The sequence below is a fragment of the Streptomyces sp. 8N616 genome (genome assembly GCF_052246385.1).
In the GTDB taxonomy this organism is placed as follows: Bacteria; Actinomycetota; Actinomycetes; order Streptomycetales; family Streptomycetaceae; genus Streptomyces.
Window position 1 is genome coordinate 145,868 of record NZ_JBQQBY010000018.1, and the last position, 16,598, is coordinate 162,465.

The following is a 16,598-nucleotide window of genomic DNA, read 5'->3' on the forward strand; positions in this document are numbered from 1 at the left end:
GAGCGCCCGTCCGCTCGTGGTTGCCTCGTGGCAGCGCTCCATGGAATACGACGTGAAGTCGAGCTCCCTCGACGCTCCGTATCTGGAGAACCCCAATCTGGACAGCCCGCTCGCCAGGGCGGCGATACCGATCGTGAACAAGCTGCACGAGCAGCTCGCCGACGACCCGGTGTCCACGATGATCACCAACCGGAACGGCGTGGTGCTGTCCCGGGTGGTCTCCCACGAGGGTCTGACGACGCGGCTCAACCGCGTGCACCTGGCCCCGGGCCACGTGTTCTCCGAGCGCTATGTGGGCACCAACGGCATCGGGACCGCGCTGGCCAGCGGCCGCCCGGTCATGATCTCCGGAAGTGAGCACTACGTCGAGGCGCTGCGGGACTTCCACTGCGCGGCCGTGCCGATCCTGCATCCCACCCGGCGCACGCTGCTGGGAGCCTTCAATCTGACCACGGGCCGTCAGGGCTCTGCCGGAATGCTCATGGCTCTGGCCCGCTCTGTCGCGGGCCAGATCGAGAGCGAGATCGCCGCGATCAGTTCGCGGCGGGAGCGGGCGCTGTTTCACGACTACATGGAGGCGTGCTCCTCCGTGCGCCCGGGGCCTGTCCTGGCCCTCAATCGCGAGGTCGTCATGATGAACGAGCAGCTGAGTGCGGCCGTGGCCGGGCCGGATCACTACGCGCTGCTCGACCACGCCCGGGAGATCGCCGACGACCCGCGGTTCGAAGGGACGCGGAGCATCGCCCTCCCCTCCGGCCGAGTCGCCGAACTCCGGGTCAGCCGCAGCCGACGCGAGGACAGCGACGCGGGCGCGATCTTCCGAGTCCGGGTGATCGGACGTCCTCAGCCCGGACCGGTCGTCACCGCTGGACCTGCACGATCGAGCCTGGGACTGGTGGGCTCCTCCCCGCAATGGCTGCGCGCGGTCGCCGAGAGTGAAGCGGCGTTCATCGCCGGGTCCTGGCTTCATCTCGTGGGCGAAGCCGGTGTCGGCAAGTGCACGCTGGTCGAGGCCCTCCACCGGACCCATGGGGCCGGGGGCCCGCTTGCGATGATGGAAGCGCCGCTGTCGGAGTCACCGCACGTCGCCGAGGTGTGGCTGCGCGAGGTCCGCGAGCTGCTGGCCGTGCCGTCGAACGTGGTCGTCCTGCGCGATGTCCACCTGCTGGGCGACCACCTGCGCCGACAGCTGAGGACCCTCCTGACGCACCTCGATCGGACGGCCACCGGGCAACTGGTCATGACGAGCCAGCCGTCCATGGTCAGTGCCGACGACCAGCTCGACGACGTGTGCGGCGCCTCGGTGGAGGTGCCGCCGCTGCGTCATCGCTATGGAGACATCGAGCACGTGGTCCGGTACTTCCTGCTCAAGTACCGGCCGAGCGGGGAGCGCGGCTGTTCCCCGGATGCCCTTGCGATGCTGCAGCGATGCCCCTGGCCGGAGAACGTCCGGCAGCTCGAGTCGGTGATCCGCGGCCTCGCACGGCGGCCTTCCGGCCGGACCATCCGAGTGGAGGATCTCCCGCCGGAATGCCGGGTGTCCTCGCACAAGGTCCTGACCACCATCGAAGCGCTGGAACGCGATGCCATTCTGCGTGGGTTGATGGACCGTAACTCCAACGTCCAGCGCACCGCACAGGATCTCGGGATCTCCCGCGCCACCATGTACCGCAAGATGCGACGTTACGGAATCGTCCCGTCGAGCCTCACCTAGGCCAGGGTCTGGATTCGCGCGGTCGCGGTCGCCACAGCCACCGGCCTGTCGTCGGGGCCGATGAGCTCACCGGCGAGAAAGCAGACGTCCTTGCCGCGCTGCACGATCCGTCCGCGCCCCAGAAGCCGTCCGGGGCGGGCGGGACGGAGGAACTGAACATCCTGTGAGCCGGTTGGAGTTCAGGGCAGGGTGAGAATTCGGGGGCCGTCTTCGGTGACGGCGATGGTGTGTTCGATGTGGGCGGCTCGGCTGCCGTCGTTCGTGCGCAGGGTCCATCCGTCGGGGTCGGTGCGGTAGTCATTGCGCCCTCCGGCCATGAGCATGGGTTCGATGGCGAGGGTGAGGCCGTGGCGCAGGGGGAAGCCGCGGCCGGGTCGTCCGTGATTGGGGACGTGGGGGTCTTCGTGCATCTGGCGGCCGATCCCGTGGCCGCCGAAGTCGACCGGCATGCCGCAGTTCATCTTGCGGGCGACCGTGCTGATGGCATGAGAGATGTCTCCGATGCGGTGACCGACGGTGGCTGCGGCGATGCCTGCGTCCAGGGCTTGCTGGGCGGCGGCGATGAGTTCGAGGTCGGCGGGGCGGGGGGTGCCGACGGTGAAGCTGATCGCAGCGTCGCCGGTCCAGCCGTCGAGTTCGGCTCCGCAGTCGATGCTGACCAGGTCGCCGTCACGCAGGCGGTAGCCGTCGGGGATGCCGTGCACAACGGCGTCGTTGACGGAGGCGCAGATCACGGCGGGGAAGGGGATGGGGGCGAAGGAGGGCTGGTAGCCCAGGAACGGAGAGCGTGCTCCGGCCTTGGTCAGAACGGTACGGGCGGCTTCGTCGAGCTCGCGCAGGCGAACTCCCACGGCTGCCGCTTCGCGGACGGCTGCCAGCGCGTGGGCCACGACGCGTCCTGCTTCACGTATCGCCTCCAGTGCCGCGTCGGTCTTGATCTCCACCATGTGTCGTGACTCCCTGCGAGCTGGGGCTTGCCAATACTTATACCGGTATTAGTATCACGGACATGGTGAGAACTCCTCTGAGCCCGCAAGAGCGGCAGCGCGGAGAGCGCTTCGGGGCACTCCTCCGCCAAGCCCGCGGTGACCGCAGCATGGTGGACGTTGCAGCAGCGGCCGGGCTGTCCGCGGAGACGCTCCGCAAGATCGAAACCGGCCGGGCCCCGACCCCCGCCTTCTTCACCGTGGCAGCCCTGGCCCACGCGCTGGAACTGTCACTGGATGACCTGGCTGCTGCCTGCGCGGGGGATGCCGACCGCGGTGGGCAGGCGGCGTGAACGCAGGGGAGCCCATCTGCTGCAGGGTTGCGGGAAGCGGCATGCAGGGCCCGTACAAACCTTGAACGGGCTTGTCAGGCCAGGGGATGGAGACTGGCCCAACCCTGTCGCCGCCGCGACGCGGCGTCCCCTCGTCGGTGAGCGGGCGGCGCATCTGCGCGAGCAGCGCGAGGAAGTGTCGGACTCGGACATGATCAGTCCCCGGAGCGTCAACGGACTGATACTTTGGGTTTCATATGAGTGACGCATGAGGCGGTATGAGCCACTGGGGACGTGGATCCGGACCAACACCCAGAGCGCCCGACCTAGGACGGCAGCATGGACCGGCATGAGCTCGACAAACTCTGTGATCAGATGCTCGACCGGTTCAGCCTGCCGCGGTCAGCCACGTATCAGGACGCCTGTCGTCGGGTGTGCGAGGTGATGAGCGAACTCCTCAACGCCTGCGTCGAGGTCAAGTTCGTCCGCATGCGCAGTAGCGGGCTCAGCGGGGCGACCATACGGCTCCGCGACGGATCGTATGCCGTCCTGTGCGCGAGCTCTCGGTCCTGGTACCACCGCCTTGGAATCCTGCTCCACGAGCTCGCGCACGTGGTTCTCGGGCACGAGGGCATCGGCCCGGCGCACCAGGAGAATCTCCGCCAGTCGGATCTGCCCAGCAAGATGCTGCGCATGATCGCAGCCCGAACCACGCTCGCCGAAGAAGAAGAACGCGACGCCGAAGCGTTCGCCGACAGGCTCCTTTGCCTGCTGACTGAGCGTCAGGACTTTGAGGAGGCCGAACTCAGGTCGTCGGAGGTGGCGCCGCAGGTCATGCGGGCCGCCGAAGTCTGGGGTTCCGGATCGAAGAAGTCAAAGCCGTCCGACGCGTCGGAATGAAGGCCCTGGCTATCAGCTTCGGCCGCCGCCCGGCCCGTTTCCGGGCCCCCTCATCGAGCTCAACCAGCCGGACATGCCCGGGAATGAGGAGTGGGGATTGGGCATTCGGAGTGCCGGCCGCCGTGCCATGCGGTCGGTGTACACATTCTCAGGTGTACGGGAAGAACGACTCCCGAGGAATCCCCGTGATCTTTAACATCGTTTTCCTCAGTGTGGCCACCGTGTGGACGTTTGCGTTCGCTCACAAGTTCCGGCAATTACGCGCCCATCACGGCAGTCCCAGGCTGTTGGTCATGTGTGCAGCCGTCTTCTTTCCTGCCGTGGCCACATGGCTGGCCGTACCCGCGACCCAGCAGGTGATCAACCGGGTGACCGGCTGGCCCAATGTCTCCATCCTGCTGGTGGCCAGCCATTTCACCGCGATTTCCGCATCCTGGCTGACGCTGGGCTTGTTCGTGCGCCATTCGGCCGATATGGCATGGAAGTGGGCGCGTTGGGTCATAGCGGCCTATGCCTTGGACATTGTCGCCATGGCCGTCCTGTTCAGTTTGTCGAACGTCCCCGTAGAGCGTGTGCACAACGATTTCGCCGTCACCTATGTGCCGCATCAGCTCACGGTCTTCGCCTTCTACATGGTTTATCTCCTGCCGGCAGCGGCCGGGACTCTCATCTTGGCCTACTGGTGCCTGACTTGGGCGAAGATGGACGACTACGCGCAATTTCCGCGGCTGCGCCGCAGGTTGCGCCTTCTCGGCTTGGCGGGCGCCTCGCTCAATGTCTACATGGTGTTGATGGTGGTCAATGTGATCGCGGTGAGATTCGATCTCTACGACTCGGGACCCCAGATCAAGGCGCTCGCTCTGACGGTCCCCACGGTGAGCGCTCTGTCGCTGTTCTCGGCGGCGGTGGGGACTTCGTCGCTCCGTGCCTGGCTGAGCCGGTGGCGGGACTTCTTCACCCTGCGGTACTTGCACCGCGCGCTTCGGCCCGTGTCCCCGGGCAGCGTCATGGTCATCAACCGGCAGAGGCTGGATCCGTATCATCGCGTGCGCCGGATCGTGATCGAACTCAACGACTGGCGGTTGATTCTCAAGCCCCTCTTCGATCCCGCGGTATACGGGGCTGCCGATCGATGGGGCCGGGAATCCGGCCTGACGGGCGAGAGGCTCACGGCTGCTGTCGAAGCGGCCCAACTCCGCGCTGCTCTCCGGGCGTGGCAGCGTGGAGAGCGACCCTTAGAGGGTGCCGAGGCGCATCCCGACGATGAGCAGATCCTGGACGCCAGCAGCATCGAAGCCGAAGTCGACTGGTGGCTTCGGGTCGCCCGCGCGTACAAGAGGGCCACCGAGCGGTCTTCGCTCTCGGGAGGGGTGATCCGACCACACCGACCAGTGCCGTTGTCCTCAGGAGAGGAAGGACGGCGCTGACCCTCCGTCAATAGCGGATTGATCGTTGCCGAGTTCATACCGCAGTAGTGATAGGCAATGGCCTTGTGCCAGGGGAGTATGCTAGTCTCCGGGTGCTTTGGGCCGGCAGCAGCGGCTTCCGCGTGACTGGTCGGCCGCGGGGTTGGCGCACCCGGTTCGGAGATCGCTGTGGAGGTGCCGCTATGGCGAGGGGACCGTGCCGGTCGTTTGCGGGCGTGCTGGATGATCTGTGCCTGCACCCCGTGAACCGTTCCCAGCGTTACACCAACGCCGAGTTGGCCCAGTTCGTCGTCGCTAACGGCGGGGACATCACCGAGGGTTACATCTGCCTCCTGCGCAAGGGCCACCGGGCCAACCCCACGCTGCAGACGGTCCAGGACCTGGCCGCCGCGCTCGAGGTGAGTCCGGCCGTCTTCGTCGGAGGACGCGAGGAACGTCTCGGTGACGAGCAGCCGCGCCGGTCGTTCCCTGGCAAGCTGCGCCGCCTGTTCCGCGTGGCCCACCCTTCGGACCGGGGGCCGTACACCCCCGAGGAGGTCGCACGTTCCATCAGTAGCGACGGTCGGTACGGATCGATCTCCTCCAGTTACATCCGCGAACTGCTCACCCCGCCGCCGCAGCCGCCGCCCAATCCCCGGCTGAAGCATTTGCTGGGGCTGGCCGACCACTTCAACCTGGCCGACGACGACGGGCCGCAGGCGGTCTACTTCCTCGATGACCACCTGGCAGCCAGGATCGATGCGGAGCTCGACGACTACGCGGCCTTCAGGGATGCCGGAGTCCTGGAGTTCGTCACCAGGATGGCTGAATACGCACCGCAGTGGAGCCCGCATAGGCGCCGCCAGGCCATCGACAGCATCTCGCACGCCCTCGAGTCCGGAGACAGCACCTGGAGGTTTCCGTGCAAGAAGGGCGATGCTCAATGAATGCGAGCGCGGTTCAACCGATTGGCGATTCCGGGCAGTGGGCAGGCGGGGTGATCCCGAGTCCTCCGTCGCGCCGTAATCCGAGGCCGTCGCCGAGCCCGTAACCGACAGCGGTTTCTGACTGCTTGCGAGTGAATGATGGAACTCCGCTCTCGCGCCGACCATATCCAGTTGATCACGCCCACTATGGTTGGCTCTCGTGCTGCTGAGCTGTGCGTTTGTGAACCTCAAGCCCGGTGTCGGAAAGACGACCAGTGCCGTGTGGCTGGCCCATGCGCTACACGAGTCGGGGTATTCGCCGCTGCTGGTTGACGGCGATCCAGCCGCTTCCGCGCTGCGGTGGAGCGAATTGGCCGACGGCTTCCCGTTTCCCGTCATCGCCTTGCCGGTGGGGGACGTACACCGTCGTGTGAACGACTTCCTCGGCAGACGGCAGGCCGTCGTACTCGACGCGCCGCAGTTGGAGGACCATCCTCGTATCGCCCGCAGCATCATGAGGTACGCGAGCGAGTGGATCGTGCCGGTGACCCCCGCTCCCATCGAACTGGACCGGATGGCACCCATCCGCGGTGAGATGGGCGACGTGCAGTCCTTGCGCGTCGAGCCGGCCCGTACCGCAGTCCTGCTGAACAGAACCAATCGTCCCGACGCCACGCGCACCGGCCCCGATGCCGACGCTCGCGAGGCGCTCACCGAGTGGGGCTTCGAGGTGCTGGGCACCCAGATCGCGCGGCTCGACTTGTACGCCCAGTCGTTCGGGAGCCCGGTCCAGGTCAAGGGCTCGGCGTACATGGACCTCGCCGAAGAACTCATCAAGCGTCAGGAAGCGGCATGAACCAGCGCAAGGACAGGTACCGCGCGGCATTGGAGCGCGGACAGGACACCGCCGCGCCCCGGGCTGCCAAGGTCACCACGCTGCACAGCAGATACGTCCGGGTGACCATCGAGGTGGACCCGGATCTGCAGCGACACGTGACGCGATGGGCGGGCCCGCCGGTCTCCGCGCTTGTGCTCGCCGGCACGACCGTCCTGCGCACCCTGGCCGACACCGCCGCCAGGGTGCCCCAATCCGTCGGCGGCGCCCGTCGTACGGAGTAGCCGACGAAGGCGCCCGCCCCGGGACGGCCGCCCTCGTCGGCGAGATCAGGCGGGGAGCCATGACTTCGGACCGGGCCAGCCGTCTGCTGCGGCTCCGTGCTGTCCACGAGGCCGGTGACGCGGTCTCGTTCCCGGGCCTTCGCTGCCGGTGCGGATCACCCAGTGGTGCCCTCGCCTTGTGAAGGACCAGCCGAAGACCGACACGTAGAAGGCGCGCACACGCGCTCCACGTCACCGGCGTGGAGCCCGAAGTGGACCGGACGGGCCACGTCTCTTCCTTGCGTCGGTCGGTCAGCTCGGGGTGTCGTCCTCCTCCACGGGAGGCATGAAGGCGCGCAGCCACCGCTCCGTCTGGGCGACGTGAGCCTGTGCGGCACCGGCGGCGCCGACGGGGTCGCGGTCGGCGATGGCGGTGGCCAGGACGCGGTGGTCCTCGTCGCTCTTGCGGCGCAGCTCGGGCCCCTCGGGGAGGGTGAAGACCTGGTACTTGCGGGAGCGGGCGCGGAAGACCGACAGCAGGGAGGCCAGGGTGGGGTTACCGCCGGCCAGGGCGATCTCCGCGTGGAAGCGGTGGTCGAGCTCGGAGGCCTTGGTGGGGTCGTCGGTGGCCTCCATGGCCTCGATGAGCGAGGAGAGCGTCCGCACCGTCTCCGGCGTGCAGCGCGCCGCGGCCTGGGCCGCGACGTGGGCTTCGAGCACGCGCCGGATCTCGTAGACCTCCAGCAGGCCGGGCAGCGGCAGGAGTTCGAGGGTCAGCGAGAGGCTGCCGATGATGTCCTCGGGCCTGAGCGGGGAGACGTACGTGCCGGAGCCGTGCCGCGGCTCTATGACGCCCAGGGCGGCGAGCATCCGCACGGCCTCGCGCAACGACCCTCGCGAGACACCCAGTTCTTCGCAGAGCTCGCCCTCCGGAGGCATGCGTTCGCCCGCGCCGAGACGCCCCGTCGCGATCATGTGCCGTAGGCCGTGGAACGCCTTGTCGACTGCGGACATCCGACTCCTCCCGTGATGGGACCGGCGACACCGCCGACCCTCGATTCACTGTAGCGAGTCATCAGATGTCTTGTGTTGATTGCTCGCGATTCATCTGATGACTCCTGCTGCAGAGCCCTTGCCTGCCTGGAAAGAGCCGTGCCAGGATGCCGAGTCATCATACGTGTCCTGGTCCACGGTCTGATGTCCCACACGACATTCAGGTCCGGCAGATGTGGAGTCATGTGAGCGAGACCGAGGTCACCACCGCGCCGCGCCCCCTGCTGCTGGCCGACGGCCGGCCCGCCGCCCGTGCATGGTCGCTGGATCCCGCCCTGAGGCACCTGAACCACGGTTCGTTCGGGGCGGTTCCCCTGGTGGCACAAGAGCGGCAGAACCAGCTGCGCGCGGAGATGGAACGCTCCCCGGTGGTGTGGTTTCCGGCGCTGCCGCGGCGGATCGCCGCCACCCGGGTCGAACTAGCGGATTTCCTCCGGGTCGCCCCAGAGGACCTCGTCCTCGTGCCGAACGCGAGCGCCTGCGCCAGTGTCGTGTACGCCGGCCTGACCCGCCGCCACGGCGGGGAGATCCTCGTCACCGACCACGGCTACGGCGCCGTGACCATGGGCGCCGAGCGGCTGGCGCGCCGCTGGGGCGGCCGGGTCCGCACCGCCCGGGTACCGCTGGACGCGGACGAGGAGCAGGCGTACGAGGCACTGGCCGCCGAGATCGGCGAGGCGACGGACCTCATCGTGCTGGACCAGATCACGTCGGCGACCGCACGCCGGATGCCGGTGCAGCGGATCGGCGCGGAGGCGCAGCGGCGCGGCATCCCGCTGCTCCTGGACGGCGCGCACGCCCCCGGTCTGATCGCCGCCCCGCTCGCCGGCGTGACGTGCGACTTCTGGGTCGGCAACCTGCACAAGTGGGGCTGCGCACCGCGCGGCACCGCGGCGCTGGTCGCCCGCGGCCCGCTGCGTGAGCAGCTCCACCCTCTGATCGACTCGTGGGGTGCGGCCGGTCCGTACCCCGACCGCTTCGACCAGCAGGGCACGGTGGACGCCACCGCCTATCTGGCGGCGCCGACGGCGCTCGCCTTCATCGAGAGGACCTGGGGCTGGCAGACCGCCCGCCGCTACATGGACGACCTGGCCGGCTACGCCGAGCGGGTCGTCGGCGCCGCGTTCGCCGAACTGACCGGCGTCAGCAGCGTCGTCGACGTGGGCATGCCGGTCCCCGGCATGCGGTTGGTGCGGCTGCCCGCGGGCCTCGCCGCCAGCCGCGTCGAGGCCGACGCGCTGCGCGACCGGGCTGCCCGGGAGCTGGGAGTGGAGGCGGCGTTCACCAGCTTCGGCGGCGCCGGCTATCTGCGGCTGTCCGCCCACGTCTACAACACCGCCGCAGATTACGAGTACTTCGCCGAGGCCTGCGTCCCTGTCCTCGGCGAGTGGGCCCGCACAGCCTGCGAGCAGCACAGCGCGCCGTAGCGGCGCACCACCCGTAAGCCCCGTCCCCGAAGCCGCTGCCGGCGCGGCCGTCAGCCAAGGAAATCCAAGGAAATCCAAGGAAAGAGGTCAGCACTATGAGGAGATGGACGGCAGCTCTCGCCCTCGGTACAGCCGCCGCGATGGTCCTGACCGGCTGTTCCGCCATGAACCCCGGTGACAGCGGAACAGTCACCCTCACCATGGTCGAGAGCCTGACGAACCCCGCCCGCACGGATCTGCTCAAGAAGCTCATAGCGGACTTCGAGCAGCAGAACCCCAAGATCGAGGTCAATCTGATCTCGCCGCCCACCGAGCAGGCCGACCAGAAGATCCAGCAGATGCTCCAGTCCGGCAGCGGCGTGGACGCCCTGGAGGTGCGGGACATCACCGTGGGCCCGTGGTCGAACAACGGCTGGCTCTACGACATGAAGAAGGACCTCAAGGGCTGGAAGGGCTGGCAGTCCATGACGGAGAACGCCGTCAACGCCTCCGAGGACGCCAAGGGCAGGACCTACTTCGTCCCGTACGGCTTCTACGGGCTGAGCCTGTTCTACCGAACCGACCTGATCAAGGAGGCCGGTTTCAGCAAGCCGCCCGCCTCCTGGGACGAGTTGCTGGAGCAGGCCTCCGCCATCCACGATCCGGCGAAGCGCCGGTATGGCTACGCCTTCCGCGGCGGAGCCAACGCCAACAGCAACGCCACCGCCGTCATCGAGGCGTACGTCGCAGACAAGGTCGACCCCGCCAACGGCTACAAGCTCAAGAACGGCAGCACGATCTTCTCCGCGCCCGAGGCCCGGGAAGCCCTCGAGACGTACCTCAAGCTCTTCAAGCAGGCATCCCCCAAGTCGTCCGTCTCCTGGGGCTACCCGGAGATGGTCGAGGGCTTCTCCAACGGCTCCACGGCCTTCCTGCTGCAGGATCCTGAGGTAATCGCCACGGTCTCGGAGTCCAAGGCGGTCTCGAAGGACCAGTGGGACACCGCCCCGCTGGTGGCCGGGCCCGGCGGCAAGACCGTCCAGCCGCTGGCCACCGCCGGGTGGGGTGTCGCGGACGGCAGCGAGCACAAGGCCGAGGCCGTCAAGCTGGTCGAGTTCCTCTCCCAGGGCGAGGCGTCGACGACCTTCACCAAGGAGAACAGCCTGGTGCCGATCCTCAAGTCGGCGATCGACGACCCGTTCTACAAGACCGGCCCCTGGTCCAGCTACGTCACCATGACCCAGCACCCGGAGACGTACCTCAACGTCAGGCAGCCGCGCGGCGTCGCCTGGTGGACCGAGTGGGAGCAGAAGGCCGACGCCGACGTGCAGAAGCTTGTGCTCGGCAAGATGACGCCCAAGGAACTGCTGGCCGCCTGGGACGCGTACTGGACCGAGAAGTGGCAGCAGGAGAAGAAGTAGGCATGCCCGCCGCGTCCGCGACGACGAAGACGACAGAACCGAGGACGGGGCGCCCCTCCTGCAAGGGGGGCGCCCCGCCCGCCGGCGGCGCCGCACCGGGCCGCCGCAGGCCGGAGTTCACCGCCCGCCGCGGACTGCTCATTGCCGCCTTCATGGCGCCGGCCGCGGTCTTCGTGGCGGTCTTCACGTACTACCCGATGGTCGCCGGTAGCCAGATGGCCTTCCGTAACTGGAAGTTGACGGATCTGACCGACACCTCCTGGGTGGGCCTGAAGAACTTCCGCGAGGTCTTCACCGACCCCGCCTGGGGCACCGTGCTGGGCAACACCGCCGTCTGGGTGTTCGGGTCGATCGTGCCCCAGCTGGTGATCGGCTTCGCGCTCGCCCTGTGGCTGCGCCGCCGGTTCCGCTTCCGCGGTCTCTACCAGGCGCTGGTCTTCTTTCCCTGGGCGATCTCGGGCTTTCTCATCGGCATCCTCTTCCGCTGGCTGTTCAACAGCGAGTTCGGCGTCGTCAACGACCTGCTGCAGAAGGCCGGGCTGATCGACGAGCCGATCGCCTGGCTGGCCGATCCACAGACGGCGATGATCGCCGTGGTGATCGCCAACATCTGGTACGGCGTCACCTTCTTCGCGATCATGCTCCTGGCCGCGCTGCAGTCGATCCCCGACGAGCTGTACGAGGCGGCGGCGCTGGACGGCGCCGGCAAGGTGCGCACGCTCTTTCAGATCACCATCCCGTACATCCGGATCACGCTGGTGCTCACCGTGCTGCTGCGGGTCATCTGGATCTTCAACTTCCCCGACCTGATCTTCGGGATGACGGGCGGCGGGCCGAACAACGAGACGCACATCGTGACCACCTGGATGATCAAGATCACCCAGCAGGGCGACTACGGCAGGGCCTCCGCGCTGGGCCTTCTCGTGGTCGCCACGCTGCTGGTGTTCGCGGTGTTCTTCCTCCTGGCCACGCGCGAGAAGCGAGGGGTGAGGTCGTGATCGGCAAGGAGACCGCGGCCGGCCGGGCCACCAGGTTCGCCTTCCTGGGGCTGTGGCTGGTCTTCACCGGCTTCCCGCTCTACTGGATCACCGTCACGTCGCTCAAGGCGCCCGGCGACATCTTCGCCTTCCCGCTTCGCTACTGGCCCGAGCGCGTCTCGCTGGAGAACTACAGCGGATTGTTCGGCAAGGCGGACTTCGGGGTCTACCTCGCCAACAGCCTCATCGTCGCGACCGTCGCGGGCGCGGCGGCCACGGCGATCTCGATGCTGTCGGCGTACGTCCTGGCGCGCTTCGAGTTCCGCACGAAGTCCGCGCTGCTGATGGCCGCCCTGGTCACCCAGATGATCCCTGCCTTCATTGCGCTGGGGCCGCTGTACCTGCTCATGACCGATCTCAAGCTGGTCGACAACCGCCTCGGGCTCGTCCTCGTCTACATCGCCGTGTGCATCCCCTTCTGCACGGTGATGCTCCGCGGCTTCTTCGAGAACATCCCGGACGCACTGGAGGAGGCCGCCATGATCGACGGCCTGTCCCGGTTCGGGGCGCTGTTCCGGGTGCTGCTGCCGGTGATGCGTCCCGGGATCGTGGCCGCGTTCATCTTCAACTTCGTCAACTGCTGGAACGAGCTGTTCCTGTCGGTGACGCTGATGAACAGCGACGGCAACAAGACCATCCCCACGGCCCTGAACGGGTTCATCTCCAGCTTCAACATCGACTGGGGCTCGATGTCCGCGGCGGCCGTGCTCACCATCCTGCCCACGATGGTGCTGTTCGCCTTCGCCAGTCGCCACATCGTCCAGGGGCTCACCTCCGGCGCGGTGAAGGGCTGAGGGGAGTCAGGCCCCCGCTCCAGCCTCGCGACCTGCGCGTCGGAGAGCCTGTGGTGATCCCGACGAAGCACACGGCCATCGCCTCCGGCCGGGTCCTGCCCGGCCGGAGGCGATGGCTGCCGAATGGCTACCGGTGTAATCCGCGCCTACCTGCGGCGCCGTGGCACCCCGCACGTGATCCCGGAGAAGAGCGCGCGCCCGTGCGTGCAGACGAACGCGCAGGCCGTCCGCCACCGCCTCAAGGCGACGGCCAGTTTCTGAGCAGGACGTCGAGGGCGTCCAGAACTCTGTCCCAGGAGGTGTCCACGCCGCGCGCGTGCTGAAATGCCTCCGCCGTCTCCAGACTGACGTACCCGTACAGCGTGCTGTGCAGCAGCCGCACCGCATGGGTCTGCTCAGCCTCGGGCAGCTCATAGCCCCGCAAGATCGCTCGAGTCATCTCGGCATGCCGGCCCGCCGCGCTGGCAGCCGCCGTCTCCGGATCGAGCCGGAACTGCGTCGCCGCGTACCGGCCCCGATGCTCCTTCGCATAGGCCCGGTAGGCGTTGGCGAAGGCCACCAGCGCGTCCTTGCCCGCACGCCCGGCCAGCTCGAGAGCGACCTTGTCGGCGAGCTCCGCCAGGGCCAGCACCGCCACCCTTGCCTTCAGGTCGTGCACGTTCTTGATGTGCGCGTACAGGTTGGCGTCCTTCACGCCGAATCCACGCGCGAGAGCCGAGACGGTCACGTTGTCGAAGCCGACCTCGTCGGCCAGGTCCGCTGCCGCCCGCGTGAGACGGTCCACGGACAGCCCTACACGAACCATGAGTATCTCTCTCCATCTCCTTAGTGCAATTAATGTTTTGCAGAGTACTCCTAGGGGAGGTAGCTTCGCGGTCCATGAGGCCTGTCACCGAGCGCGAGATCCGCGCATCCTTCGTCAACTGCTCCAAGGGGGAGGCCCAACGGGTCGGCCTCCCCGGCGACCTTGAGAACCGGCCCTGGGAAGATCTCGACTTCCTCGGCTGGCGCGATCCGGGCGCACGCGAGCGCGCGTACCTGGTCGTCGAACGTGACGGCGGCCTCGTCGGCATCGCGCTTCGGGCGGCCGGTGGCGCGTTCCGTACCTTCACCGCGCGCAGCATGTGCTCGCTGTGTTTCACCACGCACACCTCCGGCGGTGTGGTCTTGATGACCGCGCGCCGCACCGGCCAGGCCGGCCGCCAGGGCAACTCGGTCGGCCAGTACTTGTGCGCCGACCTCTCCTGTTCCCTCTACATACGGGGGAAGAAGACCGCCACGGCGGGCAGAGGACTCGACGAGTCCCTCCCCGTGGCAGAGAAGATCACCCGCACACGGGGCAAACTCGAGGGTTTCCTGGACCAATTGACCGGTTGACGACATGGCGGATGCGTCGGGCACGGCGAGCCGCTCACTGCGCCCGCGCCCTCAGGGCCGACTGTCTATGTCCTTTCTCCGAGCCGCCGCGTGATCGCGCCGGTGCTGCATCGGCCCGACCCCTATGCGAGAACGCATGACTGACTGGATCACGACACCCATCACGGCGGACCTCCTGCGCGGCGCCCTGGATCTGGAGCGCACCGAGCACGGAGTGCTGCCGCACCGGCTGCCCGCCCGTGCCCGCGCCCAGTGCGCCGACGGGCAGTTGGCCATGGCGGAGGCCCAGCCGTCGGGCGTACGGCTGGTGTTCCGCACCCGGGCCACCGTCGTCGAGCTGGACGCGCTGCGCACCAAGATGGCCTACCAGGGCGCCCCGCCCCGTCCGGACGGCGTGTACGACCTGCTCGTCGACGGCCGCCTGGCCGGTCAGGCCAGTGTGACCGGCGGCAACGTCCTGCTGGTGGACATGGCCACCGGGTCCGCGGAAACCCGGCCAGGCCCGGTCGGCACCGTCCACTTCCCCGGTCTGCCCGACCGGGTCAAGGACGTCGAGATCTGGCTGCCGCACCACGAGGTCACCCAGCTCGTCGCCTTGCGCACCGACGCCTCCGTCGAGACCATCCCGGACCACGGCCGCAAGGTGTGGCTGCACCACGGCAGTTCGATCAGCCACGGCTCCGACGCCGTAAGCCCCACCACGACCTGGCCGGCGCTGGCCGCCTCCCTCGGCGGCGTGGAACTGATCAACCTCGGTCTGAGCGGCAGCGCCCTGCTCGATGCGTTCACCGCGCGCGCCCTGCGCGACACCCCCGCGGACCTGATCAGCATCAAGATCGGTATCAACCTGGTCAACACCGACCTGATGCGGCTGCGCGCCTTCACCCCGGCGGTGCACGGCTTCCTCGACACCATCCGCGAGCGGCACCCCACCACTCCGCTGCTGGTCGTCTCGCCCGTCCTGTGTCCCATCCACGAGGACACGCCCGGCCCGAGTGCCCCGGACCTCAGCAACCTCAGCGAGGGAAGGCTCCAGTTCAAGGCCGCGGGCGACCCCGCGGAACGCGCAGGCGGGAAGCTGACGCTCAACGTCATCCGGAACGAGCTGGCCCGCATCGTGAAGCAACGGACGGCCGACGACGCGAACCTGCACTACCTCGACGGCCGCGACCTCTACGGCGAGACCGACTTCGCCGAGCTGCCGCTGCCCGACCAGCTCCACCCGGACGCCGCCACACACCGCCGCATCGGCGAACGCTTCGCCGCCCTGGCCTTCGGCTCCGGCGGACCGTTCGGCTCCGACTCCATCGAAGAGACGAGTCCCGCGGCTCACGCCTCAGGCTAGGGAAGGGCTGCCGGGATCTTCCGGGGGGCGGCGTCCCCATGTGGAGATCGTGATCTGCGGGATATCCACAAACGTCGGGTCGTTCAGCAGCTCGAAGAACTGGCTCAGATCCCTTTCGGTGATGAGGCCATCGGCGACGAGAGACGGACCTACCTGGTTGATGAGAGGAAACCAGCGATCTTTGTCGAGGCACCCCATGCAGCCAGGTTTTCCGGAGAAACCCACATCGCGTAGTCCGTGACGAGCAAGGAGCGCGGGAACCGTCCGTGCCCATGTCAGGTCGGCTCCACGCTCGTTGTACTTGCGTTCGTAGGCAGCCATGAGGCGCTGTACGAGCGGAAACGGGGAGGTCGATGCCGGGAGTTGGTAAGGGTCCTCGATCACCAGCCAGCCGCCGGGGGCGAGCCATTGGGCAGCCCGTGCAACGATCTCATCTCGCGTGAGCAGATGGCAGAGCAGGTAGCGGGCATGGATGAGGTCGAAGCTGCCCGGTGCGTAGTCCCTGTGAGAGATATCGGCTTCCTGGACAACGAGGTTCGAGGCTCGACTGGCGTCGAGATGGCGGACATCGATGTCGGCGGCGACCACACGCCCGTCGGGACAGCGATCGGCGAGCCAGTACGCGATGGAGCCCGCACCGGCGCCCAGTTCCAGGCAGTGCCAGGACGATGTGATGGGGAGGCCTCGGATGATCGAAATCGTATGTGAGTCCACATTCCGTTGGATGGAGTCCAGACGGTTTCGTTCGTGAGAAGCGTTCTTGTCCGACCTGCCGGTGCCGTATCGGTGGTTCGTGAGAGCGGGCTGATCGCCATCCATGGCTTCCCCGGTTTCTTGATGTTGTCGCATCGAGCGTGAGCGTA

General features: G+C 67.7%; 17 protein-coding genes and 1 pseudogene. 13 read left to right on the forward strand and 5 right to left on the reverse strand.

What is annotated here, in order from left to right:
• The first annotated feature begins 52 nt into the window (after positions 1-52).
• Positions 53-1,714: a sigma-54-dependent Fis family transcriptional regulator gene (locus ACTWQC_RS18490; RefSeq protein WP_443316818.1), complete on the forward strand. Its 1,662-nt coding sequence runs from the start codon at positions 53-55 to the stop codon at positions 1,712-1,714.
• Here the strand turns inward: ACTWQC_RS18490 and ACTWQC_RS18495 are convergent.
• Both ACTWQC_RS18495 and map read right to left on the reverse strand, forming a co-directional pair.
• Positions 1,711-1,869 (reverse strand): annotated as a pseudogene (locus ACTWQC_RS18495) (PaaI family thioesterase); the annotation flags it as partial. The gene ACTWQC_RS18490 and the pseudogene ACTWQC_RS18495 overlap by 4 nt on opposite strands.
• A 24-nt stretch (positions 1,870-1,893) precedes the next feature.
• Positions 1,894-2,661, reverse strand: coding sequence for a type I methionyl aminopeptidase (gene map / locus ACTWQC_RS18500; protein WP_443316819.1), 768 nt, complete (start codon positions 2,659-2,661; stop codon positions 1,894-1,896).
• Positions 2,662-2,723: 62 nt separating this feature from the next.
• On the opposite strand from map, the gene ACTWQC_RS18505 reads away from it, so the two are divergent.
• From ACTWQC_RS18505 to ACTWQC_RS18530, 6 genes are all read left to right on the forward strand, one after another.
• Positions 2,724-2,993 carry a helix-turn-helix domain-containing protein gene (locus ACTWQC_RS18505; protein ID WP_443316820.1) on the forward strand — a complete coding sequence of 90 codons (270 nt, stop codon included), beginning with the start codon at positions 2,724-2,726 and terminating at the stop codon, positions 2,991-2,993.
• A 318-nt stretch (positions 2,994-3,311) separates the two neighbouring features.
• Positions 3,312-3,872: a hypothetical protein gene (locus tag ACTWQC_RS18510; protein WP_443316821.1), complete on the forward strand. Its 561-nt coding sequence runs from the start codon at positions 3,312-3,314 to the stop codon at positions 3,870-3,872.
• 185 nt (positions 3,873-4,057) lie between these two features.
• Positions 4,058-5,299 (forward strand): MAB_1171c family putative transporter, encoded by a 1,242-nt coding sequence (locus tag ACTWQC_RS18515; protein ID WP_443316822.1) that lies wholly within the window; start codon positions 4,058-4,060, stop codon positions 5,297-5,299.
• Between the two features lie 242 nt (positions 5,300-5,541).
• Entirely contained in the window at positions 5,542-6,225 is a 684-nt protein-coding gene (locus tag ACTWQC_RS18520; protein ID WP_443316823.1) for a hypothetical protein, read from the forward strand.
• Positions 6,226-6,424: 199 nt separating this feature from the next.
• The gene (locus ACTWQC_RS18525) at positions 6,425-7,060 is read left to right on the forward strand and encodes a nucleotide-binding protein (RefSeq protein ID WP_443316824.1); all 636 of its coding nucleotides are present in this window, start codon (positions 6,425-6,427) and stop codon (positions 7,058-7,060) included.
• Positions 7,057-7,323 carry a hypothetical protein gene (locus ACTWQC_RS18530; RefSeq protein ID WP_443316825.1) on the forward strand — a complete coding sequence of 89 codons (267 nt, stop codon included), beginning with the start codon at positions 7,057-7,059 and terminating at the stop codon, positions 7,321-7,323. Before ACTWQC_RS18525 ends, ACTWQC_RS18530 begins: the two co-directional genes overlap by 4 nt.
• Before the next feature lie 291 nt (positions 7,324-7,614).
• On the opposite strand, the gene ACTWQC_RS18535 is transcribed toward ACTWQC_RS18530, so the two are convergent.
• Complete coding sequence (locus ACTWQC_RS18535; RefSeq protein ID WP_443316826.1) at positions 7,615-8,316, reverse strand: FadR/GntR family transcriptional regulator; 702 nt, start codon at positions 8,314-8,316, stop codon at positions 7,615-7,617.
• Between the two features lie 224 nt (positions 8,317-8,540).
• On the opposite strand from ACTWQC_RS18535, the gene ACTWQC_RS18540 reads away from it, so the two are divergent.
• The 4 genes from ACTWQC_RS18540 to ACTWQC_RS18555 all read left to right on the forward strand — a co-directional run bounded on the left by ACTWQC_RS18540 (position 8,541) and on the right by ACTWQC_RS18555 (position 13,013).
• Positions 8,541-9,782: an aminotransferase class V-fold PLP-dependent enzyme gene (locus ACTWQC_RS18540; protein WP_443316827.1), complete on the forward strand. Its 1,242-nt coding sequence runs from the start codon at positions 8,541-8,543 to the stop codon at positions 9,780-9,782.
• 95 nt (positions 9,783-9,877) lie between these two features.
• Complete coding sequence (locus ACTWQC_RS18545) at positions 9,878-11,182, forward strand: ABC transporter substrate-binding protein (protein ID WP_443316828.1); 1,305 nt, start codon at positions 9,878-9,880, stop codon at positions 11,180-11,182.
• 2 nt (positions 11,183-11,184) lie between these two features.
• Positions 11,185-12,180 (forward strand): carbohydrate ABC transporter permease, encoded by a 996-nt coding sequence (locus ACTWQC_RS18550; protein WP_443316829.1) that lies wholly within the window; start codon positions 11,185-11,187, stop codon positions 12,178-12,180.
• Positions 12,177-13,013 carry a carbohydrate ABC transporter permease gene (locus ACTWQC_RS18555; protein ID WP_443316830.1) on the forward strand — a complete coding sequence of 279 codons (837 nt, stop codon included), beginning with the start codon at positions 12,177-12,179 and terminating at the stop codon, positions 13,011-13,013. The genes ACTWQC_RS18550 and ACTWQC_RS18555 overlap by 4 nt, the downstream gene beginning before the upstream one ends.
• A gap of 238 nt (positions 13,014-13,251) precedes the next feature.
• On the opposite strand, the gene ACTWQC_RS18560 is transcribed toward ACTWQC_RS18555, so the two are convergent.
• Entirely contained in the window at positions 13,252-13,818 is a 567-nt protein-coding gene (locus tag ACTWQC_RS18560) for a TetR/AcrR family transcriptional regulator (protein WP_443316831.1), read from the reverse strand.
• Positions 13,819-13,892: 74 nt separating this feature from the next.
• Here ACTWQC_RS18560 and ACTWQC_RS18565 point away from each other — a divergent pair, with 74 nt between their 5' ends.
• Entirely contained in the window at positions 13,893-14,390 is a 498-nt protein-coding gene (locus ACTWQC_RS18565; RefSeq protein ID WP_443316832.1) for an FBP domain-containing protein, read from the forward strand.
• Positions 14,391-14,526: 136 nt separating this feature from the next.
• Positions 14,527-15,735, forward strand: coding sequence for a GDSL-type esterase/lipase family protein (locus tag ACTWQC_RS18570; RefSeq protein WP_443316833.1), 1,209 nt, complete (start codon positions 14,527-14,529; stop codon positions 15,733-15,735).
• Here the strand turns inward: ACTWQC_RS18570 and ACTWQC_RS18575 are convergent.
• Positions 15,727-16,584, reverse strand: a complete 858-nt coding sequence (locus ACTWQC_RS18575; protein ID WP_443316834.1) for a class I SAM-dependent methyltransferase — start codon at positions 16,582-16,584, stop codon at positions 15,727-15,729. The two genes, ACTWQC_RS18570 and ACTWQC_RS18575, sit on opposite strands and share 9 nt — an antisense overlap.
• Positions 16,585-16,598: the final 14 nt, after the last annotated feature.

Excerpts from the sequence above, each read along its gene's own strand:
- map (WP_443316819.1), bottom strand. The coding sequence starts at position 2,661 with ATGGTGGAGATCAAGACCGACGCGGCACTGGAGGCGATACGTGAAGCA.
- ACTWQC_RS18505 (WP_443316820.1), top strand. The coding sequence starts at position 2,724 with ATGGTGAGAACTCCTCTGAGCCCGCAAGAGCGGCAGCGCGGAGAGCGC.
- ACTWQC_RS18510 (WP_443316821.1), top strand. The coding sequence starts at position 3,312 with ATGGACCGGCATGAGCTCGACAAACTCTGTGATCAGATGCTCGACCGG.
- ACTWQC_RS18530 (WP_443316825.1), top strand. The coding sequence starts at position 7,057 with ATGAACCAGCGCAAGGACAGGTACCGCGCGGCATTGGAGCGCGGACAG.
- ACTWQC_RS18535 (WP_443316826.1), bottom strand. The coding sequence starts at position 8,316 with ATGTCCGCAGTCGACAAGGCGTTCCACGGCCTACGGCACATGATCGCG.
- ACTWQC_RS18545 (WP_443316828.1), top strand. The coding sequence starts at position 9,878 with ATGAGGAGATGGACGGCAGCTCTCGCCCTCGGTACAGCCGCCGCGATG.
- ACTWQC_RS18550 (WP_443316829.1), top strand. The coding sequence starts at position 11,185 with ATGCCCGCCGCGTCCGCGACGACGAAGACGACAGAACCGAGGACGGGG.
- ACTWQC_RS18560 (WP_443316831.1), bottom strand. The coding sequence starts at position 13,818 with ATGGTTCGTGTAGGGCTGTCCGTGGACCGTCTCACGCGGGCGGCAGCG.
- ACTWQC_RS18565 (WP_443316832.1), top strand. The coding sequence starts at position 13,893 with ATGAGGCCTGTCACCGAGCGCGAGATCCGCGCATCCTTCGTCAACTGC.
- ACTWQC_RS18570 (WP_443316833.1), top strand. The coding sequence starts at position 14,527 with ATGACTGACTGGATCACGACACCCATCACGGCGGACCTCCTGCGCGGC.
- ACTWQC_RS18575 (WP_443316834.1), bottom strand. The coding sequence starts at position 16,584 with ATGCGACAACATCAAGAAACCGGGGAAGCCATGGATGGCGATCAGCCC.